Here is a 23,164-nt window from a genome sequence, read left to right as displayed (position 1 = left end):
CAGCCATGACTGTGTCCGTGGAAGCGACGTCCGTCGAAGCGAACGGGAGCAAGGGCGGCTCGCAGGCGCTGCGACCGCACGCCGAGCACGCCTTCGCCGCCGAACTCACCGCGCTCGCCGCGCAGGACGACCGCCCGCGCCCGGCCCGCTGGAAGCTGTCCCCGTGGGCGGTGGCGACGTACCTGCTCGGCGGCACCCTGCCGGACGGCACGGTGATCACACCCAAGTACGTGGGCCCGCGCCGCATCGTCGAGGTCGCCGTCACCACGCTCGCCACCGACCGCGCCCTGCTCCTGCTCGGCGTTCCCGGCACGGCCAAGACCTGGGTTTCCGAACACCTCGCGGCCGCCGTCAGCGGCGACTCCACCCTGCTGGTCCAGGGCACCGCCGGTACCCCGGAGGAGGCGATCCGGTACGGCTGGAACTACGCGCGCCTGCTCGCGCACGGTCCGAGCCGCGAAGCCCTCGTGCCCAGCCCCGTCATGCGCGCCATGGCCGAGGGCATGACGGCGCGCGTCGAGGAGCTGACCCGTATCCCGGCCGACGTGCAGGACACACTGATCACGATCCTGTCCGAGAAGACGCTGCCCGTCCCGGAGCTGGGCGAGGAGGTCCAGGCGGTCCGCGGGTTCAACCTCATCGCCACCGCCAACGACCGCGACAGAGGCGTCAACGACCTCTCCAGCGCCCTGCGCCGCCGCTTCAACACCGTGGTGCTGCCGCTGCCGGAGAGCGCCGACGCCGAGGTCGACATCGTCACCCGCCGGGTCGAGCAGATCGGCCACTCCCTCGATCTGCCGGCCGCACCCGACGGCATCGAGGAGATCCGGCGCGTCGTGACCGTCTTCCGCGAGCTGCGCGACGGCATCACCGCCGACGGCCGCACGAAGCTGAAGTCGCCCAGCGGCACGCTGTCCACGGCCGAGGCGATCTCCGTCGTCACCAACGGCCTCGCCCTGTCCGCGCACTTCGGCGACGGCGTGCTGCGCCCGGGCGACATCGCCGCCGGCATCCTCGGCGCCGTCGTCCGCGACCCGGCGGCCGACCGGGTCGTCTGGCAGGAGTACCTGGAGACCGTCGTCCGCGAACGCGAGGGCTGGACGGACTTCTACCGCGCCTGCCGGGAGGTGAGCGCATGACCGACTCCGGCCGACGCACGGTGTACGACTCAGGTGGCAGCACGGTGTACGGCTCCGGGACGCGCGCAGGGGAGGACGTCGGACCGCGCACGGGGGACGACTCCGGGCCGCGCATCGCGCACGACTTCGGGCCGCGCACCGCGTACGGCTTCGGGCCGCTGTTGCTCGGCGTGCGGCATCACGGGCCCGGCTCCGCGCGGGCGGTGCGGGCCGCGCTGACCGCGGCGCGTCCGCGCACCGTTCTGATCGAGGGTCCGCCCGAGGCCGACGCGCTGATCCCGTTGGCGGCCGATCCGGACCTGCGGCCCCCGGTCGCCCTGCTCGCCCACGCCGTGGACGAGCCCGGCCGCTCGGCGTTCTGGCCGTTCGCCGGGTTCAGCCCCGAGTGGGTGGCGATGCGCTGGGCCCTGGAACAGGGCGTTCCGGTCCGCTTCATCGACCTGCCGGCCACGCACACGCTCGCGTGGGAAGCGAGAGAGGCGCTTGCCGAGGGCGTCGATGAGCCCCCGGACGACACCGAGGCTCAGGACCCCCTCGACCAGGCCCGGATCGACCCGCTCGCCGTGCTCGCCGGGGCCGCCGGTTACGACGACCCCGAGCGCTGGTGGGAGGACGTCGTCGAGCACCGGGGTCCGGGCGAGCGTGACCCCTTCGCGCCGTTCGCCGCCCTGGAGGAGGCGATGGGCGCGCTGCGCGAGCGGTACGGCACCGGCGGGCACGCGCGGGATCTCGTGCGCGAGGCGCACATGCGGCTCCAACTGCGTGCCGTCCGCAAGGAGTTCGGGGACGAGGTGGCGGTGGTCTGCGGGGCCTGGCACGTGCCCGCGCTGCGCGAGAGGACCACCGTCGCCGCGGACCGCGCCCTGCTGAAGGGGCTGCCCAAGGTCAAGGCGGACGTGACCTGGGTGCCGTGGACGCATCGCAGGCTCGCCCGGGCCGGCGGATACGGCGCGGGCATCGACTCGCCCGGCTGGTACGCCCATCTGTTCCACGCCCCCGACCGGCCGGTCGAGCGGTGGCTGACCAAGGTGGCGGGGCTGCTGAGGGAGGAGGACCGGGTCGTCTCCTCCGCCCATGTCATCGAGGCCGTCCGGCTCGCCGAGACCCTGGCGGCGCTGCGCGGGCGCCCGCTGGCCGGGCTGAGCGAGACGACCGACGCCGTGCGCGCGGTGATGGGCGACGGCTCGGACGTGCCGCTGGCCCTGGTGCACGACCGGCTGGTGGTCGGGGACGTGCTGGGGGAGGTGCCGGAGTCGGCGCCGGCGGTGCCGCTGCAGCGCGACCTGGCCCGCCAGCAGCGTTCCCTGCGGCTCAAACCGGAGGCGTTGGAGCGGGAGTTGGAGCTGGACCTGCGCGGGGAGACCGACGCCGGCCGCAGCAGACTGCTGCACCGGATGCGGCTGCTCGGCGTCGGCTGGGGCGGGCCGGCCCGGTCCCGGGGGAGTACGGGGACCTTCCGGGAGACCTGGCGGCTGCGCTGGGAGCCGGAGCTGTCGGTGCGGGTCGCCGAGGCGGGTGTGTGGGGGACGACCGTACGGGGCGCGGCGCAGGCCAAGGCGGAGGCGGACGCGGCGGTCGCGCAGGCCCTCGCCGACGTCACCGCGCTCGCCGAGCACTGTCTGCTCGCCGGGCTGCCGGACGCCCTGCCGGTCGTCATGCGGGTGCTCGCCGACCGGGCCGCGCTCGACACGGACGTCGGCCACCTCGCCCAGGCCCTGCCCGCCCTCGTCCGCTCCCTGCGCTACGGCGACGTGCGCGGCACCGACACCGGAGCGCTGGCCGGAGTCGCGGCGGGCCTCGCCGAGCGGATCTTCATCGGCCTGCCCCCGGCCTGCGCCGCGCTCGACGCGGACGCGGCGGAGGAGATGCGCGGTCATGTGGACGCCGTGCACGCGGCGGTGGGGCTGCTGGCGGAGAGTACGGGCGGCGCGGGGGCCGCCGGCGGTGCGGCCGGGAGCGGCGGTGGGGCCGGTGATGGCGGTGCCGTCTCCGATGCCGGACACGGCGATCTGCGCAGCCGTTGGCGTGCCGTGCTGCGGGCGCTGGCACTGCGCGACACCGTGGCGGGTGTCCTGCGGGGGCGGGCGGTGCGGTTGCTGCTGGACGAGGGTGCGTTGGGGCCCGAGGAGGCGGCGCGGCTGATGGGGCTCGCCCTGTCGCCGGGGACGCCGCCCGCCGACGCGGCCGCCTGGATCGAGGGCTTCGTCGGCGGCGGGGGCGGGCTGCTGCTGGTCCACGACGAGCGGTTGCTCGGCCTGGTCGACAACTGGCTGACGGGAGTGCCGGCGGAGGCGTTCACCGACGTACTGCCGCTGCTGCGGCGCACGTTCGCGGCGTACGAGCCAGGGGTGCGCAGAACCCTCGGAGAACTGGTCCGGCGTGGCCCGGGAGAGGCGGGAGACCGGGCCGGGGCAGGGAGCGCAGCGCCAGGCTTCGCCGCCGAACCGGACACCGAGCGCGCCGACGCCGTGCTGCCGGTGCTGCGGCTCCTGCTCGGACTGGACGAGGAGCCGAGGACGACGGCGGACGACAACAGCCTTGCGGGGGTGGGCACATGACAACGGAACCGATCACGCCGGAGGCCGGCATCAGCACCGGCACCGTCACAGGCGCGGTGACCGGCACTGGTGCCGACCCCGACGCCCCGGCGCGGGAGCGGTTGCGGCGGTGGCGGTTGGTGCTCGGCGGGGAGCAGGCCGACGGGACCGGGTGTGCGCTGTCCGGGCGGGACGCGGCGATGGACGGGACGCTCGCCGCGCTCTACGGCAAGGGGGACAAACCGCAGGCGGGGCGGGACCGTTCGGCCGGGCTCGGGGCCTCGGCGCCGTCCGTGGCGCGCTGGCTCGGCGACATCCGCCGCTACTTCCCGTCCTCCGTCGTCCAGGTCATGCAGCGCGACGCCATCGACCGGCTCGGGCTCTCCTCCCTGCTGCTGGAGCCGGAGATGCTGGAGGCGGTGGAGGCCGACGTGCACCTGGTCGGCACGCTGCTGTCGCTCAACAAGGCGATGCCGGAGACGACGAAGGAGACGGCACGCGCGGTCGTCCGCAAGGTGGTCGAGGACCTGGAGAAGCGGCTCGCGAACCGCACCCGGGCCACCCTCACCGGTGCCCTCGACCGCAGCGCCCGCGTCAGCCGCCCGCGCCACCACGACATCGACTGGAACCGCACCATCGCGGCCAACCTCAAGCACTACCTGCCCGAGTACCGCACGGTCGTACCGGAACGGCTCGTCGGATACGGGCGGGCCGCGCGGTCGGTGAAGAAGGAGGTGGTGCTCTGCATCGACCAGTCCGGTTCCATGGCCGCGTCCGTGGTCTACGCGTCCGTGTTCGGGGCGGTGCTCGCCTCCATGCGGTCGATCAGCACCCGGCTGGTCGTCTTCGACACGGCGGTGGTCGACCTCACCGACCAGCTGGACGATCCGGTCGACGTCCTCTTCGGCACCCAGCTCGGCGGCGGCACGGACATCAACCGGGCGCTCGCCTACTGCCAGTCGCAGATCACCCGGCCAGCCGAGACGGTGGTCGTGCTGATCAGCGACCTGTACGAGGGCGGCATCCGCGATGAGATGCTCAAACGGGTGGCGGCGATGAAGGCGTCCGGGGTGCAGTTCGTGGCGCTGCTCGCACTCTCGGACGAGGGGGCGCCCGCGTACGACCGGGAGCACGCGGCCGCGCTCGCCGCGCTCGGCGCACCGGCCTTCGCCTGCACACCCGACCTGTTCCCCGAGGTGATGGCGGCGGCCCTGGAGAAGCGGCCGCTGCCGATACCGGACACGACGTGACACCCGGAAGGAACGTGACACCGGGCAGGAAAGGGGATATGGCTACCCATCAGTAACAGGGGGGTTGCGCGGCCCGAGGCGTGCCGTGCAAGGATCGACGGAGCCCCTGTCACGCCGATCCGAGGACGTTCCTCTCCTTGAGCTTCCCAGCAGCCCTCCTCGGTACCACCGTGCGCGTGTTGCGTACGGCGGCCGGGCGGCGTGCGCTCCAACTGGCACTGCTGGTCGGCGGGCTGTTCGCGCTGGGGTTCCTCTGCGGCGAGCAGGCCCACGCGGCCGACGGAACCGTCCCGGTGCCGGCGAAGGTGACTTCGGTGGGGTCCGGGGTGGTGGCCGGGGTGACCGGGCACGAGGAAGCGGTACGGCCGGTGCGCCCCGTACGACCGGTGCGAGCGGTGTCCGAGGGCGGCGAACAGGTCGTCACCACCCCCGTGCGCGTGGTCGGCGAGAAGGCCGTCACCTCCGTACGGGACGTGGTGACCGCCGTGTCCCAGTCCGTTTCCCGGTCCGTGTCCCAGGCCGCCGGGACGACGGAGACACGGCCCACGGCGCCCTCCCTGCCCCTGCCGGACCTCGGTCAGGCCGCAGAGCTGCCCGTCCAGGTGCCGCCGACGGTGAAGGAACCGGCGCCTCGGCCGCAGCGCCCCGGTGGTCCGGCGGCTCGGCCCTCGGCTCCGGCGCAGCAGAAGCACGCCCGCGCCGAGGCTGGTACCCCCGTCACGACGCCGGCACCGCTCGGCTCGTACGGCCCGGACGTCACTCCCGCGCCGCAGAACCAGGTGCGCACGTCCGCGCACCACGGCTCCGCCGCCACGGCCGGCGCCCCCGGCCGCCCCGCGCCCACCGGAGACCCGGACGGTGTGCTGGGCAAGCAGGCGGTCGACGGCGGCGCGCCCCGCCACGGTGACGCGCATGCCGTCACCTTCAGCGCCCGGGGAGCCCCGCGGCTCGTACCCGGCGCCGCCGCGCACGCCGACGCACCCCGGACCCGGGAACGGCACCGGGACATCCCGGTCTTCCCCGGCTAGGCAGTACGGCCGACCTCCCCGCCACGGACCTGTCGCGCGGGGGCGGAACAGGTCTGCCCGTCCGTCCGGACCCCATCCCCCAGCGATCTCCGGGCGGAAACTCCCTAGCCGTTTCCGAAGGACTTGACGCACGTAATGAACAAGAACATCCGTCGTTCGATCGTGATAGCCGCCGGTGTCACCGGCGCCTGGGCGCTCGGCTCGGCCGCGGCCAGTGCCGACGAGCTGTCCGCCGCCTCCCTCTCCGTCCCGGACGCGGGCACGGATTCCAGCGCCGGGACGTCCGTCGCCGGGACCGTCGACGGCGTCCTCACGGGCGTCCACGACACCGTCTCCGGCCTGACCGGCACCGCCGCGTCGGCCGCCTCGACCACCACCGACCAGGGAGCCGGCATCACCAGGACCACCGACACCGAGGTTCCGGCCGCCGCGAAGGTGCGGGGTGCCGAGGCGATCAAGGGCGCGCAGGCGGCCCGAGCGGCGCGGGAGCGGTCGCGGGCGGCGCAGGTACAGGCCCGCGTCGAGACTCCCGCCCAGGCCTCCGACCCGGCCGCTGCCCAGGCCGACGTCCAGGCCGAGGGGGCGTACGGTGCCGGCCACGTCGCCCACGAGGTCGTCCACGAGGCCGCGCACGCCGCCACGATCGCCTCGACCGCCTCCCAGGACGAGATCGACTACCTCTTCGGGCCGCTCGCCTCCTTCGCCCCCGAGGCGGACGAGGCGCTGGCCGCCGCCCAGACCAGGCTCCAGACGACCCAGGCGGCCGCCCGTGCCCAGGCGCAGGGTGTTCAGGGGGCCGTACGGACGACGGTGCGGCAGACCGTCGCCGGTGCGCAGGGCCGGACCGCCGGTGCCACGGCCGGCCCGCGCGGTACGGCCGCCGAGGCGGCGGGCGCGGCGGAGGCCTCCGTCGGTGCCGTGCCCGCGCACGTCACCGGCACGGCCACGGGTGTCGAGCAGCGGGCGGTCGGCACGGTGTGGTCCGTGCCGGGCGCCGTCACGCCGGTGGTGGAGTCGGTGGTGGACGACACGACCGACACGACCGACGCGGCCGTCCCGCCGCTGGCCGCCTCGGCCGTACACGGCGTTGTGCCGGTCGCCGAGCAGGCGGTGGCGGGCGTCCAGCCCACGGCCACGCACGCGGCGACGGGCGCGTACGGGACGGCGGTGTACGCCACGGGGACCGTGCACGGGACCGCCGGCTCCGCGACCGGGACCGCGCACGGGACGGCCGAGTACGCCGCCGGGACCGCATATGGGGCCGCCCAGTACGCCGCCTCGGTCGTGCACGGGACCGCCGGGCACGCCTCCGCGACCGCGTATGGGACCGCCGCGTACGCCACCCCGGCCGCGCACGGGCTTGCCGTGGATGCGCAGGGTGGGGCGACGGGCGCCGTGACCGGCGTGCGGCCGGTTGCCGGCGGCGCGGCCGGCGGCGTGTCGGCCTACGCCGAGGGGCTGGCCGGGCAGGCCGTGCGGGACACCACGGACGCCGTGCTGCCGCCGGTGGCCGCCGGTGTCGTGCACGGGGTCGTGCCGGTCGCCGGGCAGGCCGCGACGGACGCGGGCGCCCTCGGCCACGGTGTGACCGGTGCCGCCCAGCCCTTCGCGGACGGTGTGACCGGTGCCGCCCAGCCCTTCGCGGACGGCGTCGCCGGCGCCGTACCGCCGCTGGCGCACGGGGTGACCGGCCAGGCAGACACCCTCGCCGGGGGCGTGACCGCCCAGGCGGGCGCCTTCACCGAGGGAGTCACCGCGCAGGCGGGCGCCTTCGCCGACGGCGTGACCGCGCAGACCAGGTCCTTCACCCACGCCCTCCACGCCACGGTCCAAGGCACCGGCGCTGCCCTGTCCGCCCCGTACACGACGACGTACACAACGCACACACAAGGCGTCTGACCGCGGAGCCGAGCGCTCCGTGGGTGTCCGGACCCGGATGGCCGAATGCCGTCGGTCTGTCCGGCCGGAGCCCACGGGTGGGGCGGGTGGTCCCCATTGGGGTGGGGATCAACCGCCGCGGCCCCGGAACCACCGGGGCCGGACCAGAGGCCTCACCGGGTCCACCCCAGCCCGGTGAGGCCTCGCACATCGCACGAAGGCACACGAAGACAGGCGTACGCCACTCACACGACGGCACGCCGTGCCAGCAGACCAGGCATCATGTGACAGGTATCACCGCTCAGGTGTGACCCTCGATTTAGGGAGCCCCCGCAAGCGGCGATAACCTGCGAGACGGACATGCCGCGCGCTCGGACACCGTGTGCGCCCCCCTTGTGACAAGCGGACGTCACGTTGCCCTTCGCGGCACGCCCACGCATCCAACGAACCGCGAGATCACTGATAGGGACGGAAGCGCGTGGACCTGTTCGAGTACCAGGCGAGGGACCTCTTCGCCAAGCACGATGTACCGGTGCTGGCCGGTGAAGTCATCGACACGCCTGAGGCGGCGCGCGAGATCACCGAGCGGCTGGGCGGCAAGTCCGTCGTCAAGGCGCAGGTGAAGGTCGGTGGTCGCGGCAAGGCCGGCGGCGTCAAGCTGGCCGCCACTCCGCAGGAGGCCGTCGACCGTGCGACGGACATCCTCGGCATGGACATCAAGGGCCACACGGTCCACAAGGTGATGCTCGCCGAGACCGCTCCGGAGATCCTCGAGGAGTACTACGTCTCCTTCCTCCTCGACCGTGCCAACCGCACCTTCCTCTCCATCGCCTCCGTCGAGGGCGGCATGGAGATCGAGGAGGTGGCGGCCACCCGTCCGGAGGCCGTGGCCCAGACGCCGATCAACCCGATCGACGGTGTGACCCCCGAGAAGGCCCGCGAGATCGTCGCCGCCGCCAAGTTCCCGGCCGAGGTCGCGGACAAGGTCGCCGACGTCCTCGTCAAGCTGTGGGACACCTTCATCCAGGAGGACGCCCTCCTGGTCGAGGTCAACCCGCTGGCGAAGGTCGCCTCCGGTGACGTCATCGCCCTCGACGGCAAGGTGTCGCTCGACGACAACGCCGAGTTCCGTCACCCCGACTTCGAGGAGCTCCACGACAAGGCCGCGGCCAACCCGCTCGAGGCCGCCGCCAAGGAGAAGAACCTCAACTACGTCAAGCTCGACGGCGAGGTCGGCATCATCGGCAACGGCGCCGGTCTCGTCATGAGCACCCTGGACGTCGTCGCGTACGCCGGTGAGAACCACGGTGGCGTCAAGCCCGCCAACTTCCTGGACATCGGCGGTGGCGCCTCCGCCCAGGTCATGGCGAACGGCCTGGAGATCATCCTGGGCGACCCGGACGTCAAGTCCGTCTTCGTCAACGTCTTCGGTGGCATCACCGCCTGTGACGAGGTCGCCAACGGCATCGTCCAGGCCCTGAAGCTCCTCGAGGACCGCGGCGAGAACGTCACCAAGCCGCTCGTCGTCCGCCTCGACGGCAACAACGCCGAGCTGGGCCGACAGATCCTCACCGACGCCAACCACCCGCTGGTGCAGCGCGTCGACACCATGGACGGCGCGGCCGACAAGGCCGCCGAGCTGGCCCACGCCGCCAAGTAAGCACTCAGGACGAGGACACATCACACCATGGCTATCTGGCTCAACAAGGACAGCAAGGTCATCGTCCAGGGCATGACCGGCGCCACGGGCATGAAGCACACCAAGCTCATGCTCGGTGACGGCACCAACGTCGTGGGCGGCGTGAACCCGCGCAAGGCGGGTCAGACCGTGGACTTCGACGGCACCGAGGTACCCGTCTTCGGCACCGTCGAGGAGGCCATCAAGGCCACCGGCGCCAACGTCTCCGTCATCTTCGTGCCGGAGAAGTTCACCAAGGACGCGGTCGTCGAGGCCATCGACGCCGAGATCCCGCTGGCCGTCGTGATCACCGAGGGCATCGCCGTGCACGACACGGCCGCCTTCTGGGCGCACGCCGGCAAGAAGGGCAACAAGACCCGCATCATCGGCCCGAACTGCCCCGGCATCATCACCCCGGGCCAGTCGAACGTCGGCATCATCCCGGGTGACATCACCAAGCCGGGCCGCATCGGTCTGGTCTCGAAGTCCGGCACGCTGACGTACCAGATGATGTACGAGCTGCGTGACATCGGCTTCTCGACGGCCGTGGGCATCGGCGGTGACCCGATCATCGGCACCACCCACATCGACGCCCTGGCCGCGTTCCAGGACGACCCGGAGACCGAGCTCATCGTGATGATCGGTGAGATCGGCGGCGACGCCGAGGAGCGCGCGGCAGCGTTCATCAAGGAGAACGTGACCAAGCCGGTCGTCGGTTACGTCGCGGGCTTCACCGCGCCCGAGGGCAAGACCATGGGTCACGCCGGCGCGATCGTCTCCGGCTCCTCCGGCACCGCACAGGCCAAGAAGGAGGCCCTGGAGGCCGCGGGCGTCAAGGTCGGCAAGACCCCGACCGAGACGGCCAAGCTCGCCCGCGAGATCCTGGCCGGCTGAGCAACGCCACAGAGGTACGCCGGTAGGCCCGTTCCCCGCAGTGGGGACGGGCCTACCGGCGTTCACCCGGCGGACGGCACCAGCCGCTCCGGCCCGCTCCGCTCCGACCTGCTCAGCTTCGTCCGCAGGGCCTGCTCGGCCGGGGACAGCGGACCCGGCGCCACCCGGGGCGGGACTCCCGCGACCGCCTCCGCCGGCGCGACCGGCGCCTCGTAGTGCGTCGGCGCCGTCCGCAGCGTGAGGGTCGTCGCGCCGATGATCGCCATCGTGAACGCGATCGCCGCCCGGGTCCAGAGGACGTTGCGCCGCTCACCGACGGTCCGTACCACCGTCGGCCTGGCCGCGCGCAGCCGCTCGGCCGAGGCCAGTTCGAGCAGCCGGCGGTGCAGCTTGGCGGGGTCGGCCAGTTCCGGGACGCGGGCCGCCACGGCCTGCCGGGCGTGGGTCAGCCGGCTTGCCGCCGCCGGAGTGCTGGCCTCCGTCTCCGCCGCCGTCTCCGGCAGGTCGAGGCCCACCCCGTCGTAGAGGACGAGCGTGCGCCGGTACGACGGCGGCAGCTTCAGCAAGGCTGCCAGCAGCGTGCGGTCGGTCGGCTCGGCGGGCGGCGGCTCCGGGTTCCGGTAGCGGGGGCGGAAGCGGTGCCAGGGAGAGAGCGCGCAGTCGTACGCCACCGCCCGCACCCAGCCCGCCGGATCCCGGTCCCGCGCCACCTCGGGCCAGCGCTGCCAGGCCAGCTGGAACGCCCGCTCCACGGACTCGCGGGCCAGTTCCCGCCGCCCGGTGAGCAGATAGGCCTGGCGTACGAGGGCGGGCGCGCAGAACGCGTACAGCGCGTCGAAGGCCTGAGCGGGCGTCAGGGCCGCGTCCGCCTGAGCCTGCGTCAGCGACGGGGCCTCGCCCTTCCGTACGAAAAAGAACATAAACATATCTTGGGCGACACTTCCGAAGTTCTCCCGTTACAACGGGAAAGCGCGTGTCGTTGGGAGCATGGCGGGCGTGATCCCGATGACCGTTCGCCGACCGTCGCTGTCGCCCCTGCTGACCCGGCTGCGCGACCGCTCGCCCGGACTGGCCGCGAGCCTCCTGGGCGGTGCCGTCGCCGCCGGACTGGGGCTCGGCTCGCTCGCCGTGCTCCTGATGGTGCTGTGGGTCAGCTCGCCGTACCCCGACAGCGGTCCGGGCGGCGCGCTGCACATCGCCGCCGCCCTGTGGCTGCTGGCGCACGGCGTCGAACTGATCCGCACCGACACCCTCTCCGGCGCGCACATGCCGGTGGGCGTGACCCCGCTGCTGCTGCTCGCGCTGCCGGTGTGGCTGGTGTACCGGGCGGCCCGGGTCGCCGTGGACGCGCCGCCCGCCGACGCCGAGGACGCACCGCCACCCGTACCGGCGCGCACGGTGTGGACAGGGATCGTCCTCGGCTATCTCGCCGTCGGCGGCCCGGTCGCGCTGTACTGCGCCGGTGCCGAACTGCGCCCCGCCTGGCCCTGGGTGACGGTGTGTCTGCCGCTCGTCGCCGCGGGCCCGGCGGCGGCCGGGGTGTGGTCGGCGTACGGCCGTCCCCGCGACCCCGTGCTCAGCATGCTGGTGGTGCTGCCGAGGCCGGTACGGCGGCTGGTGTTCGGCGCGGACGCGCGGCTGCGGCTGGGTACGGCCGTACGGGCGGCCGGTGCCGCGACGACCGTGCTGTTCGGCGGCGGGGCGCTGCTGCTCGGGGCGTCGCTGGTGTGGCACGGCGGCGCGGCGCGGGCGTCCTTCCTCCAGCTGACGGAGGGCTGGACCGGACGGTTCGCCGTCCTGCTGCTCGGGGTCGCCCTGATCCCCAACGCGGCGGTGTGGGCCGCGTCGTACGCCCTCGGCCCCGGCTTCACCCTCGGCGCCGGACACGCGGTGAACGCCCTCGCCTCCGACCCGGCCCCCCTGCTGCCGCCGTTCCCCCTCCTGGCGGCGGTACCGGACCCGGGCCCCGGGGCGCCGCCGAACTGGGTGGCGGGGCTGGTGCCGGTGGTGGCCGGGGTGACGGCGGGGTGGTTCGTGGCGCGGGGCGCGGTGGCGCGGGACGAGCCGGAGCCGCAGCGCTGGTCGGCGGCCCGTACCGCCGGTGTGGTCTTGCTGACGGCAACGGTCTGCGCGGTCCTCCTCGCCCTGCTCGCCAGGCTGGCGGGCGGCCCCCTGGGCGTGGCCGCACTGGCCCGCTTCGGCCCACTGTGGTGGCAGACCGGGGGAGCGGCGGGGGCCTGGACCGCGGTGTTCGGGATGCCGGTGGCCCTGGTGGTACGGGCGTGGCGGCTGCGGGGGCGGCGGAAGCGGGGCGGGGAGACTCCGGCGCAGGGCAAGACGAAAGAGGGGGGCGAGGCGAAGGGGCAGGGGAAAGTGAAGGAGCAGGGGAAGGGGAAGGGGAAGGGGAAGGGGAAGGGGAAGGAACAGAAGAGGGCCAAGGGCACGCAGACGGAGACCGTGCCCGCCGTCCCCGGCCCCACCACCGACGAGGAGGAGCTCTACGACGTCCTCCCCGCCGACGACCCCTTCCCCCCGAACTGGCACGACGACCTCGCCCGCGCCTCCCGCTGGGCGGCCCTGCGGGAGGCGGCGACCCTGACCGACACCGCCGACGAGCCCGGCGGGCACCCCGGTGTCCCGGAGCCCCCCGCCGAGCCCGTCTGACGCCCGTACGACTACGTCATCGTGCGGTTGTGTTGGTGCCGGTGGACCAGAGTGCGCCGCCCTTGCCCGGCCCGCCGGTGCTCTTGTAGACGACGACGTTGCCGTCGTTCTGCGCCATCGCGTAGGCGCCGGAGTGGCCGTTGGTGCCGGTGGACCAGAGGGCGCCGCCCTTGCCCGGTCCTCCGGTGCTCGTGTAGACGACGACGTTGCCGTCCGTCTGCATCGTGGCGTACGCGCCCGGGTGGCCGTAGGTGCGGCTGGACCAGAGTGCGGCGCCGTCACGGCGGCGGTACAGCACGAGGTTGCCGTCCGTCTGCATGACCAGGCGGGTGTAGGTGCCCTGGGTCCACCAGCCGGGCTTGAGGGTGGTACCGGAGGCGATGGTCTGTCGGCGGGCGTTGGTGCCGCTGGCCCACAGTGCTGAGGTGCTCGCCCTGCCGTAGATGATGATGTTGCCGTCGTCCTGCACGGTGGCGTACGCGCCGGGGTTGTCGTATGTCCGGCTCGACCACAGGGCGCCGCCCTTGCCCGCTCCTCCGGTGCTCTTGTAGACGACGAGGTTGCCGTCCGTCTGCATCACCGCGTACGCACCGGAGTTGCCGCTCGTCCCGGTCGACCAGACCACCTGGCCCGCGCCCTTGCCGGTGTTCAGGCGCGCCACGAGATTGCCGTCGCTCTGCATGGTCAGCGTCATGGTCGAACTGCTCACGCTGTGCCCTGAGGCCAGCTGCTGGCCGGGGTAGATGAAGGCGCCCGCGGCGGGGGCGGGGGTGGAGGCGGGGATGTGCGGGTCGACGAGGTGGATGTTCTTGCCGCTGTCCAGGTAGGCGATGCCGCCCTGGTACTTGTCGACGGCCCAGGTCACCCGGCGGTCGTCGGCGACCGGCCCGGCGGGCAGGTCGGCCAGGTCGGTGGTGGCGGCGGTGTCGGTGTGGACGTCGGTGAGGGTCAGCTTGCCCGCCGCCGTGTCGTGCTCGACCACGAATCCGTCGCCGAGCTGGGCGAGTCCGGCGGGTACGGGGACGTCCTTGCCGGTGGCCAGGTCGTGCACGCCGGCCGGGCCCGAGGGTCCGCAGGACCAGTACACCCAGTGCTGGGCGGCGGCCTGCAGCTCGCTGGGTACGCAGGGGGCGTCGGTGGAGACGGTCTGGACGGTGCGCCGGGTGGTGAGGTCGATCTGGGTCAGGGTTCCGGCGCTGGTCCCGGGAACCCAGACGGTGGAGCCGGACAGGGCGGCGGCGGATATCGGACGGCTGAAGAGGACGTGGCTGGTGCCATTGGCGTACGCGTCGCCGATGTACTGCTTCTTCGTGGAGCCGCCGTTGTAGACCACGTAGCGGCCTTCGGCGTCGACGAGGGTGCCGCCGGTGGCGCCCGGCGTGACCAGGATCGGGTTCAGGTCGGGAATCTTCACGGCGACGGCGTCGCCTTGGACGCTGTCGCCCGGGCGTAGCTGGGAGATGCTCCCGTCGCCGTTGGCGATGGGCGGGTTGCAGGTGGCCGCGGTGTCGCAGTTGGTCGGGGCGAGGGAATCGCTGAAGCCCTGCTCGGGGCCGTAGGAGGGCGGGGAGCCCGGCTGGACGCTTCGGTCGTAGACGTAATCCCCACCGCCTGTCCCCCGCTCGACTGTGAACAGCTTCCCGCCGCCGAAGGCCAGGCCGTCGACGGGAGCAGGCACGTTGGGGTCGGAGTCCACGGCGGTCCCCGTCGGCGTGCCGTCCGACCCGGCAGTGAACAGGCGGGCCGCCCAGTCGGTGACCGACGAGCCGCCCACGGCGACTGCCCCGTCAGGCTCCTGCCCGAGGAAGTTGGGGTTGACGTGGTCCAGGACCGGGGTCATCGCGGTGGAGCCGGACAGCGGCATCGAGTAGAGCGGGTAGCCGAGTCTGTCGTCCGGGGTGAACGGACCGCCGTGCGACCCCAAGGGGGCGATCAGCAGGGAGTCGCCCGCGATGCCCAGGGAGCGCACGTAGCTGGTGTACCCGCTGCCCAGCGGCGCCGCCGGGATCTGAAGGGTGGTCTCCGTTCCGCCGGGGTCGGAGCGGGACACGACGTGGACCTGCCCCGCCGACACCGTCCCGTCGGCGCCGTATGACGAGTACCAGGCGATGTACTTGGCGGACAGCACGACGTGGGCGGCGGGGGCCAGTGGCCCCATGACGGGCGTGACCGTGCCGGTCGCCAGGTCCAGCAGCGCAAGCCGGTTCTCGGTGGTGCCGTTGGCGCTCTCGGTGTAGCGCATCACCACCGAGTCGGCGTCCCCGGCGAGCACCGGCGTCTGCGGTGTGGCGCCCGCGGGCCAGCCGGTGACCGGCGTGTCGGTCTGCTGGCCGTCCGTCATGCCGAGCACATGAAAGCCCGTCACGGTTCCGTCGGCGGCATGGGCGGCCGTCAGCAGGCGCGAGCCGAAAGTCCCGACGTAACTCTGACCGGCGCCGGGCCTGATGGTGGTGGTCGTATCCGAGTCCATGTCGTGCAGCTGGTACCCGTCGGCCGACGGGGTCGCCACCACGTCGGAACCCGCGCCCCAGTACCCGGGCACCATGTTCGTCTTGACCTGCGGTACCGGGATGTCCGGTCCGCCCGCGTACTTCGTCCAGACGAAGGTGGACTGCGTCCTGGACTCATGCAGGAAGCCGCCAGTGCCCGCGAAGACGACCACGTCGCTGGGCGGGTTGTACAACTGAGCCGCCGGTATGACCGTCTCGCTGGGCGAGTCGGCCGAGGCCGGTGCCGCGGTCAGGGGTATGGCCCCCGTGGCGAGGGCGCATGCCGCGGCGACCGCGATGCATCCGCTCCTCAGGGTGTGCTGGGCCACCCGTTCCTCCTTGGGAATTCCTACTGTTCGGTGAAACGGCGGACGGATGCGGCGAATCCGCCGTCGCCGTTGCCGTCAGCGGTGGCGATGCTGCCGGGAGACTCCCGGGCCAGGGTCAAGTTAGATGACCGCCACACGCACACCTCTGGGTGTGTAGTGAGCCACGCGACAATTGGGCCAATCTTTTCTTCACCTGGCCATCTCTTTGTGATCTTGCTGCATTCACTTTCTTCATGTCCATGGCCAATGCATGGAAATCTCCTCACGTGCGCGTGGATCTCGGTGCTGGACGGACTGCATGGGCAGTGGCCTTCGTGATGGCCATGGGGGCGATGTCGGCGTGCGGCAGTGGCGCCGGCACGGCCCAGACGCACGTACGGCCTGTGCATGCCGCCACAAAGCCATCCACGCAGGCGAGTTCCGACCCTGCGGGTTCCCCGAAGCCCTTGACCGAGAGTCAGCTCGAGGCTGCCGCGATCACTGCGGCGGACGTTCCGGGCTTGGAAGCCGACACGACACAGGACAGCACGGGAGTCGCGGACCAAAGGTTCACGGCGAGCTCCGGGGGGCCGGTCTGCACGGAGTTCCTGAACGCTTCGAATGCGTACGCCGGTACGTACGGTTCCTCGGCCGAGGTCGTCAAGGGCTTTGCTGTCCGTGTGGCGAACCGTCGCCCCCTGGGCGTCACGGTCACCTTGGTCGGCCATACCTCAGTTGCCGGTGCGCAGAAGGTCGTCGACGACACCCGTAGGTCCGCGAAGGGGTGTGCTCATCTCACTGTCGGTGACGATGGGACGCGCGTGAACCTGGCGCCCATGTCGCTGCCGGTCATGGGTGACGACTCCACCGTTACCCGCGTTGGTCTGATCTCAGGCAAGAATTCGGGCTGCATGACGGTTGGCCTGGTGCGAGTCGGCGCCGTGTCGCTCAACATCATGGTGACCGCAACCGATGGCTATTACTTCAACGTGGTTCGGCAAGTGGCGAAGGCGTCCGTCAGCAAGCTCCAGGAACAGAACCTCGGGTCGTAACCCTCAGCCGTTCCCGACCCCCAGCACCCCGCGCAGCTGCTTCGGCAGATGCTGGTCGCAGGACTGCTTGGCCTCGTGGGTCAGGGCGTCGTTCACGCACGTGTAGTAGTCGCGGTAGACGAACTGGATGGTGAAGGTCGAGGCGACGAGCATCAGGGCCAGGGAGGCGGTGACCAGGCCGCCCACCGCCGCTGTCACCTGGGGACGGCCGGTGCCGGGGGCCGGCGGGGTGTTCGGGTCGGGAGTGCGGGGCTTGGCACGGAGGGAGCTGACGCCCCAGTACAGGGCCAGGGCGCCCAGGAGCAGGGATACGTACGGCCAGCCGAAGAGGACGAAGAAGACCGCCCACATGCCGGAGAGCAGGGCGTAGCGGGCGCGGCGCTGGGCCGGGTCCGTCGGGTCCCAGCGCATGTTGGAGCCCGAGCCCGGTCCGCCGCCCGGGCCCTGGGGGCCGCTCTGTCCGGGGCGCTCGCCGAAGCCGCCCGGGGAGCGGCCGGGCTGGCGGTCGCTCCACTGGCTGCCCCAGGGATTGCCGCCTCGGCCTCCGCCTCCGTTTCCGTCCCCGCCCTCGGAGCCCGGGCCCTGGTCCTGACCGGACGGGCGCCGGGGCTGCCAGGGGCGGTCCGGGGTGCCCTCCGGGGGCGGGGCGAAGGGGTTGTCGTTCTGCCGGTACCCACCGTGCCCGTCGCCGTCCCTCGGCGCCTCCGGCGGGGAGGCCGGGCGCTCCCGCAGCAGGACGGCGCCACGCTCTCCTCCCTGGTCGGGGTGGGGAGAGAACGGGTGGAGTCGCAGGCTGCGATCGGCCATCAAGAGAGCGTCTTCCCCTAGGTGGATACGACTGGATACGGCTGTCCGATGTGAGCTTCCACCCCGGGAACGTGCCGCACGGCGCGCGCGTTCCCGAGCCGGTTCCTCCCGAACGCTACCTTCCGGCCAGACCCCCGTCCCCTGGGGGCTGCCCGGTGTGCCGGTATCGTTGCTGGCGGTCGGCTGCTTCGTAGAGTTCCCCGTATCCAGGGGCGCGAAGCATTCGTACGAACGTACAAGACCAAGGTCGTATCCAAGATTCCGAGAAAGGGCCTCCTCCGTGGCCGCCACCCACGCTGCCCCCGCGGTCAAGCGTCTCGTCGTGCTGGTCTCCGGATCCGGCACCAACCTCCAGGCGCTTCTCGACGAGATCGCGCGCACCGGAGCCGAGCGGTACGGCGCCGAGATCGTCGCCGTGGGGGCCGACCGTGACGGCATCGAGGGGCTCGTCCGCGCCGAGCGGGCCGGGCTGCCCACCTTCATCTGCAAGGTCAAGGACTTCGGCAGCCGGGAGGAGTGGGATGCCGCTCTCGCCGAGGCCGTGGGCGCCTACGAGCCGGATCTCGTCGTATCCGCCGGGTTCATGAAGATCCTGGGGAAGGAATTCCTCGCTCGGTTCGGCGGGCGGGTGGTCAACACCCATCCCGCCCTCCTCCCCAGCTTTCCCGGGGCCCATGGCGTCCGTGACGCGCTCGCGTACGGCGTCAGGGTCACCGGCTGCACCGTCCACTTCGTCGACGACGGCGTCGACACCGGCCCGATCATCACCCAGGGCGTGGTCGAGATCCGGGACGAGGACGACGAGAGCGCGCTGCACGAGCGCATCAAGGAAGTCGAGCGAAGGCTGCTCGTCGAGGTCGTGGGGCGGCTCGCCCGCAACGGCTATCGCATTGAGGGACGAAAGGTAGTTATCCAGTGACCGCCCAGACCAACGACAGCAGCAGCAAGCGGGCCATTCGGCGCGCGCTCGTCAGCGTCTACGACAAGACCGGGCTGGAAGAGCTGGCGCAGGGGCTGCACGAGGCCGGTGTCCAGCTCGTCTCCACCGGCTCCACTGCCTCCCGGATCGCCGCCGCCGGCGTCCCCGTCACCAAGGTCGAGGAGCTGACCGGCTTCCCCGAGTGCCTGGACGGCCGGGTCAAGACCCTGCACCCGAAGGTCCACGCGGGCATCCTCGCCGACCTGCGGCTGGACAGCCACCGCGAGCAGCTCGCCGAGCTGGGCGTCGAGCCGTTCGACCTCGTCGTCGTCAACCTCTACCCCTTCCGCGAGACCGTCGCCTCGGGGGCCTCCGACGACGAGTGCGTCGAGCAGATCGACATCGGCGGGCCGTCCATGGTCCGCGCCGCCGCCAAGAACCACCCCTCCGTCGCCGTCGTCACCAGCCCCGAGCGGTACGCCGACGTCCTCGCGGCCGTGCAGGACGGTGGCTTCGACCTCGGCGCCCGTAAGCGACTCGCCGCCGAGGCCTTCCAGCACACCGCCGCGTACGACGTCGCCGTCGCGTCCTGGTTCGCCTCGTCCTACGCCCCCGTCGACGAGTCGCGGTTCCCCGACTTCCTCGGCGCCACCTTCGAGCGCGAGAACACCCTGCGCTACGGCGAGAACCCGCACCAGCCCGCCGCCCTCTACGTCGACGGCACGGGTGGTCTCGCGGCCGCCGAGCAGCTGCACGGCAAGGAGATGTCGTACAACAACTACACGGACACGGACGCCGCCCGCCGTGCCGCGTACGACCACGACGAGCCCTGCGTCGCGATCATCAAGCACGCCAACCCCTGCGGTATCGCGGTCGGTTCGGACGTCGCCGAGGCGCACCGCAAGGCGCACGCCTGCGACCCCGTCTCCGCGTACGGCGGCGTGATCGCCGTGAACCGTCCGGTCAGCAAGGAGATGGCCGAGCAGGTCGCGGAGATCTTCACCGAGGTCATCGTCGCGCCGGACTACGAGGAGGGGGCCCTGGAGGCCCTCACCAAGAAGAAGAACATCCGCGTCCTGAAGGCCCCGAGCGCGCCCTGCAACCGCGTCGAGGCCAAGCAGATCGACGGCGGCCTCCTGCTCCAGGTGACCGACCGGCTCCAGGCCGACGGTGACGACCCCGCCAACTGGACCCTGGCGTCCGGTGAGGCCCTCGGCGAGGCGGAGCTGGCGGAACTGGCCTTCGCCTGGAAGGCCTGCCGCGCGGTCAAGTCCAACGCGATCCTCCTCGCCAAGGACGGCGCCTCGGTCGGCGTCGGCATGGGCCAGGTCAACCGCGTCGACTCCTGCAAGCTCGCCGTGGAGCGGGCCGGTGAGGAGCGCGCGCGTGGCTCCTACGCCGCCTCCGACGCCTTCTTCCCCTTCCCCGACGGTCCGGAGATCCTCATCGACGCCGGTGTCCGGGCGATCGTCCAGCCGGGCGGTTCCATCCGTGACGAGCAGGTGGTCGAGGCCGCGAAGAAGGCGGGCGTGACCATGTACTTCACGGGCACGCGTCACTTCTTCCACTGAGTTCGCACCACACGGCTCACGCAGAGCCGGAGACGGCCTCCGGCCCTCCCCCGAGGGAGCCGGAGGCCGTCTGGCCTGTCAGGCCCCTGGGGTCAGCAGGGGCGCAGGGAGTAGACCGGGTCCCAGTTGGCCGTGCCGGCCTCGTAGGCCGTCGACGTCCAGCGGACGCTGCCGTCCTGGTTGTAGAACCTGGCGACCGTGCCCGGGGTCTGGTTGTTGGTGAACGGGCCGTTGCCGGTCCAGTTCGACACGGTCCAGGTCTGGCACTTGTAGAAGTCGAACTTGGTGCCGTTGACGAGCATGCACAGGTGGCCGTAGGCGCAGTCCAGGTCCTTGGCGCTGACCTTGCCCTGGGCCTTGGTGAGGGTCAGGCCGTCGTAACGGACCTGGTCGGCGGACGACGAGAGGGCCTTCGGGTGGCCGGCGAGGACGTGGTCGGCGACCTGCTGGACGCTGGTGACCCGGGTGCCGTCCGGGGCGGCGGCGGTGGCCGCGACCGTGGAGCCGGCGACGAGAGCGGTGGCCGCGATGAGCAGTGCGGCGGGCTTGGCGATGTTCACGTGTTCCCCCATGTGAACGGTGGTGCACGAACTGTTGCCCTCACACCGTCGCAGCGGCGCCCGCCCGCCGGTACCTCGGAAGTCTCAGGGTCACTTCTTTCCCGGGGGCGCGTACTCCTGGAGGTAGTGGGCGACACGGTCGCAGTAGGCGCGGTACTTCGGGGGAACTCCGCCCGTGTCGTTCACCTTCCCGTACGACGTCCGGTAGGACGCGGCGAGCAGGATGCGCTTGTCGCCGGGCAGGCCGGGCTTCAGGCGGGGCTCCATGTAGCAGAGGTAGCGGCCCATGGCCGGGATGGAGACGGAGGGGGTGAGCGGGGGTGTCGGGGTCGCCGACGCGGGGACGCCGTTGTCCTGCATCCACCAGCGCAGCACGTCGGGGGTCCAGCGGGCGATGCCGTACTCCATGGTGCCGGGGTCGGAGAGGCTCGGGTCGAAGTTGCTCTCGGACTTGAGCATCGCCGCGATGAGCGCGGGGGTGACGTCGGGGCGGGTGCAGAAGTGGGCGGCGTCCACGATCAGACGGCGGTACGCGACCGGGATGCCCTTGTCGGTACGGAGTTCCGCGGCGCCGTAACGCGCCAGGGAGGCCGCCTGGTTGCTCCCGTCGGCCATGGCCCAGGTTCCGATGCCGTAGCCGAGGGCCGCGAGGGCGAGGGTGGCGGCCCCCGCGATCGCCGCCCGTCGCCGTCCACGGCGCGGGCGCGGTGAGCGGGGTGTGCCCGCCGCCGTCTCCACCCGGCGTAACAGCACCTCCGTCGTGACGCGGTCCGCGTGCGTGCGGGACAGGCAGTCGCGGACGATCTCCCGCCAGGCGTCCGGGAGTTCGGGCGAGAGACGAAGGTCGTCCGTGCCGCGCGCGTAGGCGGCGGCCGCGTCGCGGCGGGACGACGGGGTGGCGCCGGGGAGCGGGAAGGAGCCGGTGAGGACCAGGTGGGCGAGGACGCCGAAGGCCCAGACGTCAGCGGAGGGGCGGATCCGGCGGCCGCGTTCGCCGATTTCCCCCCACAGCAGCTCGGGCGGGGTGTAGTCGGGGGTGGAGAAGGCGGGGGTGTAGGCGTGGGTGCCCTCCAGTTCGGCGGCCATGTTGAAGTCGGTGAGCTTGGCCGAACCGTCCGCCATCAGCAGCACGTTGGCTGGTTTGAGGTCCCCGTGCACCCAGCCCGCGCGGTGCAGCTGGGCCAGGCCCTCGCAGATCTGGGCGAGCAGGGCCGGACCGGTCGCCGGGCGGGGGTCGGTGGCGAGCAGGGCGGACACGGAGCCTTCGGCGCGCTCCAGGACGAGGACGGTGGCGCCGTCGAGGGCGGGCCGGGCGGGGTCGTCCAGGACGAGGGTCTCGTACATCCGGATCAGCCGGGGGCGGGTGAGCCTGCGGTACAACTCGATCTCGCGGTCGATGAGTTCGCGCAGATGGGTGAGCTGGCGCGGGGTGTTGGTGCCGGTGGGCAGGAACTTCAGGGCGGCGGACTCGGGCAGGCCGGGGGAGGCCTCGGCGCGCCGGCCGACGTAGACGCTGCCGAAGGCGCCCGTCGCGATCGGCTCGCGCACCTCCCAGGCGCCCGCCCGGTAGCCCTTGGGGACGGGCACGGCGTACGGCTCGGTCACCGGGCCGCCCGGCCGGCCGGTGTGGTCAGCACGACCAGGTCGTCCTCGCGTACGACGTCGAAGCGGAGTGCCAGGGAGACCAGGGACTCCTTCTTGCCGTTGAGCCGGGGGCCCGGATCGGCGCTCTCCGGACCGGGTTTGAGGCGCAGCTTCACCGCGAGGTAGTCGATGTTCCACTGCACCGAGGTGCGCGAGGCGGCCGGCCAGGCGGGGCGCAGCCGGTCGACGACCTGGTCGACGGTGGGCAGCGGGGCGTGCGGGTCGCCGCGCAGGCGGGGCTCGCACAGGGCGGCCAGGACGGCGAAGTAGCGCTTCGTGCGGTCGACGGAGAAGGCCGCGGCCGTGGTGTCGCCGTCCGGTCCGCTGCCGTCGTCGCCCAGATAGTCGTGGCGCGGCGCCCAGATCTCGATGGGCAGCAGGTCGCCGGCGGCGGGCAGCACGATCCGCGAGAACTCGAACGGGATGGGCGCGTCCAGCCGGCCCGGCCCGACCTTGATGTGCTCGCCGGCGCCCTCGGGGTTCTCCACGACGTACGTCTGCCGCGCGGACAGGTTGCTCAGTATCCAGAACGTGCCCTGAGCGACGACCTCACCGGCCCGGCGCGAGACCCCGTCGTGCGGGATCCGCAGCCCGTTGCCGGGCGCCCGCCCGAAGCCGAGGCGCTCGCCGGGGGCGAGGTGGATCTGAGGGTGATCGTCCTCCGTGGTCGGCGGAGGTACGACGATGATGCTGTACACGGTGAGTCTCCCCGTGCCTGACGGTTGGCCGGGTCGTTACGGCTACCC

The 23,164-nt window shown here is 72.5% G+C and carries 17 protein-coding genes; 11 read left to right on the top strand and 6 right to left on the bottom strand.

Annotated elements, in window-relative coordinates; translation table 11 throughout:
• Positions 1-5 precede the first annotated feature (5 nt).
• The 7 genes from ACH47Z_RS16610 (at position 6) to sucD (ending at position 10,404) form a co-directional block, all read left to right on the top strand.
• Complete coding sequence (locus tag ACH47Z_RS16610; RefSeq protein WP_399074066.1) at positions 6-1,139, top strand: AAA family ATPase; 1,134 nt, start codon at positions 6-8, stop codon at positions 1,137-1,139.
• Positions 1,136-3,697: a DUF5682 family protein gene (locus ACH47Z_RS16605; RefSeq protein WP_399074064.1), complete on the top strand. Its 2,562-nt coding sequence runs from the start codon at positions 1,136-1,138 to the stop codon at positions 3,695-3,697. The genes ACH47Z_RS16610 and ACH47Z_RS16605 overlap by 4 nt, the downstream gene beginning before the upstream one ends.
• Entirely contained in the window at positions 3,694-4,926 is a 1,233-nt protein-coding gene (locus ACH47Z_RS16600) for a VWA domain-containing protein (protein ID WP_399074062.1), read from the top strand. Before ACH47Z_RS16605 ends, ACH47Z_RS16600 begins: the two co-directional genes overlap by 4 nt.
• A 137-nt stretch (positions 4,927-5,063) precedes the next feature.
• A complete protein-coding gene (locus ACH47Z_RS16595) occupies positions 5,064-5,954 on the top strand; it encodes a hypothetical protein (RefSeq protein WP_399074060.1) in 891 nt (296 codons plus the stop codon).
• Between the two features lie 135 nt (positions 5,955-6,089).
• On the top strand, positions 6,090-7,853 hold the full coding sequence (locus ACH47Z_RS16590; protein ID WP_399074058.1) for a hypothetical protein: 1,764 nt from the start codon (positions 6,090-6,092) through the stop codon (positions 7,851-7,853).
• Between the two features lie 457 nt (positions 7,854-8,310).
• A complete protein-coding gene (sucC, locus tag ACH47Z_RS16585; protein WP_399074056.1) occupies positions 8,311-9,492 on the top strand; it encodes an ADP-forming succinate--CoA ligase subunit beta in 1,182 nt (393 codons plus the stop codon).
• Between the two features lie 27 nt (positions 9,493-9,519).
• On the top strand, positions 9,520-10,404 hold the full coding sequence (gene sucD / locus ACH47Z_RS16580; protein WP_399074054.1) for a succinate--CoA ligase subunit alpha: 885 nt from the start codon (positions 9,520-9,522) through the stop codon (positions 10,402-10,404).
• 62 nt (positions 10,405-10,466) lie between these two features.
• On the opposite strand, the gene ACH47Z_RS16575 is transcribed toward sucD, so the two are convergent.
• Positions 10,467-11,324, bottom strand: a complete 858-nt coding sequence (locus ACH47Z_RS16575; protein ID WP_399074052.1) for a sigma factor-like helix-turn-helix DNA-binding protein — start codon at positions 11,322-11,324, stop codon at positions 10,467-10,469.
• A gap of 67 nt (positions 11,325-11,391) precedes the next feature.
• Here ACH47Z_RS16575 and ACH47Z_RS16570 point away from each other — a divergent pair, with 67 nt between their 5' ends.
• Positions 11,392-13,068 carry a DUF6350 family protein gene (locus ACH47Z_RS16570; RefSeq protein WP_399074050.1) on the top strand — a complete coding sequence of 559 codons (1,677 nt, stop codon included), beginning with the start codon at positions 11,392-11,394 and terminating at the stop codon, positions 13,066-13,068.
• A gap of 16 nt (positions 13,069-13,084) precedes the next feature.
• Here ACH47Z_RS16570 and ACH47Z_RS16565 read toward each other — a convergent pair whose 3' ends face one another.
• Positions 13,085-15,886 carry a hypothetical protein gene (locus tag ACH47Z_RS16565; RefSeq protein ID WP_399074048.1) on the bottom strand — a complete coding sequence of 934 codons (2,802 nt, stop codon included), beginning with the start codon at positions 15,884-15,886 and terminating at the stop codon, positions 13,085-13,087.
• Between the two features lie 233 nt (positions 15,887-16,119).
• Here ACH47Z_RS16565 and ACH47Z_RS16560 point away from each other — a divergent pair, with 233 nt between their 5' ends.
• Positions 16,120-16,917 carry a hypothetical protein gene (locus tag ACH47Z_RS16560; protein ID WP_399074046.1) on the top strand — a complete coding sequence of 266 codons (798 nt, stop codon included), beginning with the start codon at positions 16,120-16,122 and terminating at the stop codon, positions 16,915-16,917.
• A gap of 3 nt (positions 16,918-16,920) precedes the next feature.
• Here ACH47Z_RS16560 and ACH47Z_RS16555 read toward each other — a convergent pair whose 3' ends face one another.
• The gene (locus ACH47Z_RS16555; protein ID WP_399074044.1) at positions 16,921-17,724 is read right to left on the bottom strand and encodes a hypothetical protein; all 804 of its coding nucleotides are present in this window, start codon (positions 17,722-17,724) and stop codon (positions 16,921-16,923) included.
• Between the two features lie 280 nt (positions 17,725-18,004).
• Between ACH47Z_RS16555 and purN the strand changes: the two genes are divergently transcribed.
• A complete protein-coding gene (gene purN, locus ACH47Z_RS16550; RefSeq protein WP_399074042.1) occupies positions 18,005-18,643 on the top strand; it encodes a phosphoribosylglycinamide formyltransferase in 639 nt (212 codons plus the stop codon).
• Positions 18,640-20,214 carry a bifunctional phosphoribosylaminoimidazolecarboxamide formyltransferase/IMP cyclohydrolase gene (gene purH / locus ACH47Z_RS16545; RefSeq protein WP_399074040.1) on the top strand — a complete coding sequence of 525 codons (1,575 nt, stop codon included), beginning with the start codon at positions 18,640-18,642 and terminating at the stop codon, positions 20,212-20,214. The genes purN and purH overlap by 4 nt, the downstream gene beginning before the upstream one ends.
• Positions 20,215-20,306: 92 nt before the next feature.
• Here purH and ACH47Z_RS16540 read toward each other — a convergent pair whose 3' ends face one another.
• The 3 genes from ACH47Z_RS16540 to ACH47Z_RS16530 all read right to left on the bottom strand — a co-directional run bounded on the left by ACH47Z_RS16540 (position 20,307) and on the right by ACH47Z_RS16530 (position 23,116).
• A complete protein-coding gene (locus ACH47Z_RS16540) occupies positions 20,307-20,786 on the bottom strand; it encodes a hypothetical protein (protein ID WP_399074038.1) in 480 nt (159 codons plus the stop codon).
• Positions 20,787-20,864: 78 nt separating this feature from the next.
• Positions 20,865-22,379 carry a protein kinase gene (locus ACH47Z_RS16535; protein ID WP_399074036.1) on the bottom strand — a complete coding sequence of 505 codons (1,515 nt, stop codon included), beginning with the start codon at positions 22,377-22,379 and terminating at the stop codon, positions 20,865-20,867.
• Entirely contained in the window at positions 22,376-23,116 is a 741-nt protein-coding gene (locus tag ACH47Z_RS16530; RefSeq protein WP_399074034.1) for an FHA domain-containing protein, read from the bottom strand. Before ACH47Z_RS16530 ends, ACH47Z_RS16535 begins: the two co-directional genes overlap by 4 nt.
• Between the last annotated feature and the right edge of the window lie 48 nt (positions 23,117-23,164).

It is taken from the genome of Streptomyces sp. NPDC020192, from assembly GCF_044388685.1.
Classification (GTDB): Bacteria; Actinomycetota; Actinomycetes; order Streptomycetales; family Streptomycetaceae; genus Streptomyces.
This window is presented reverse-complemented; position numbering and strand designations above follow the sequence as displayed.

Excerpts from the sequence above, each read along its gene's own strand:
- ACH47Z_RS16610 (WP_399074066.1), top strand. The coding sequence starts at position 6 with ATGACTGTGTCCGTGGAAGCGACGTCCGTCGAAGCGAACGGGAGCAAG.
- ACH47Z_RS16605 (WP_399074064.1), top strand. The coding sequence starts at position 1,136 with ATGACCGACTCCGGCCGACGCACGGTGTACGACTCAGGTGGCAGCACG.
- ACH47Z_RS16600 (WP_399074062.1), top strand. The coding sequence starts at position 3,694 with ATGACAACGGAACCGATCACGCCGGAGGCCGGCATCAGCACCGGCACC.
- ACH47Z_RS16590 (WP_399074058.1), top strand. The coding sequence starts at position 6,090 with ATGAACAAGAACATCCGTCGTTCGATCGTGATAGCCGCCGGTGTCACC.
- sucD (WP_399074054.1), top strand. The coding sequence starts at position 9,520 with ATGGCTATCTGGCTCAACAAGGACAGCAAGGTCATCGTCCAGGGCATG.
- ACH47Z_RS16575 (WP_399074052.1), bottom strand. The coding sequence starts at position 11,324 with ATGTTCTTTTTCGTACGGAAGGGCGAGGCCCCGTCGCTGACGCAGGCT.
- ACH47Z_RS16570 (WP_399074050.1), top strand. The coding sequence starts at position 11,392 with ATGGCGGGCGTGATCCCGATGACCGTTCGCCGACCGTCGCTGTCGCCC.
- ACH47Z_RS16560 (WP_399074046.1), top strand. The coding sequence starts at position 16,120 with ATGTCCATGGCCAATGCATGGAAATCTCCTCACGTGCGCGTGGATCTC.
- ACH47Z_RS16555 (WP_399074044.1), bottom strand. The coding sequence starts at position 17,724 with ATGGCCGATCGCAGCCTGCGACTCCACCCGTTCTCTCCCCACCCCGAC.
- ACH47Z_RS16540 (WP_399074038.1), bottom strand. The coding sequence starts at position 20,786 with ATGGGGGAACACGTGAACATCGCCAAGCCCGCCGCACTGCTCATCGCG.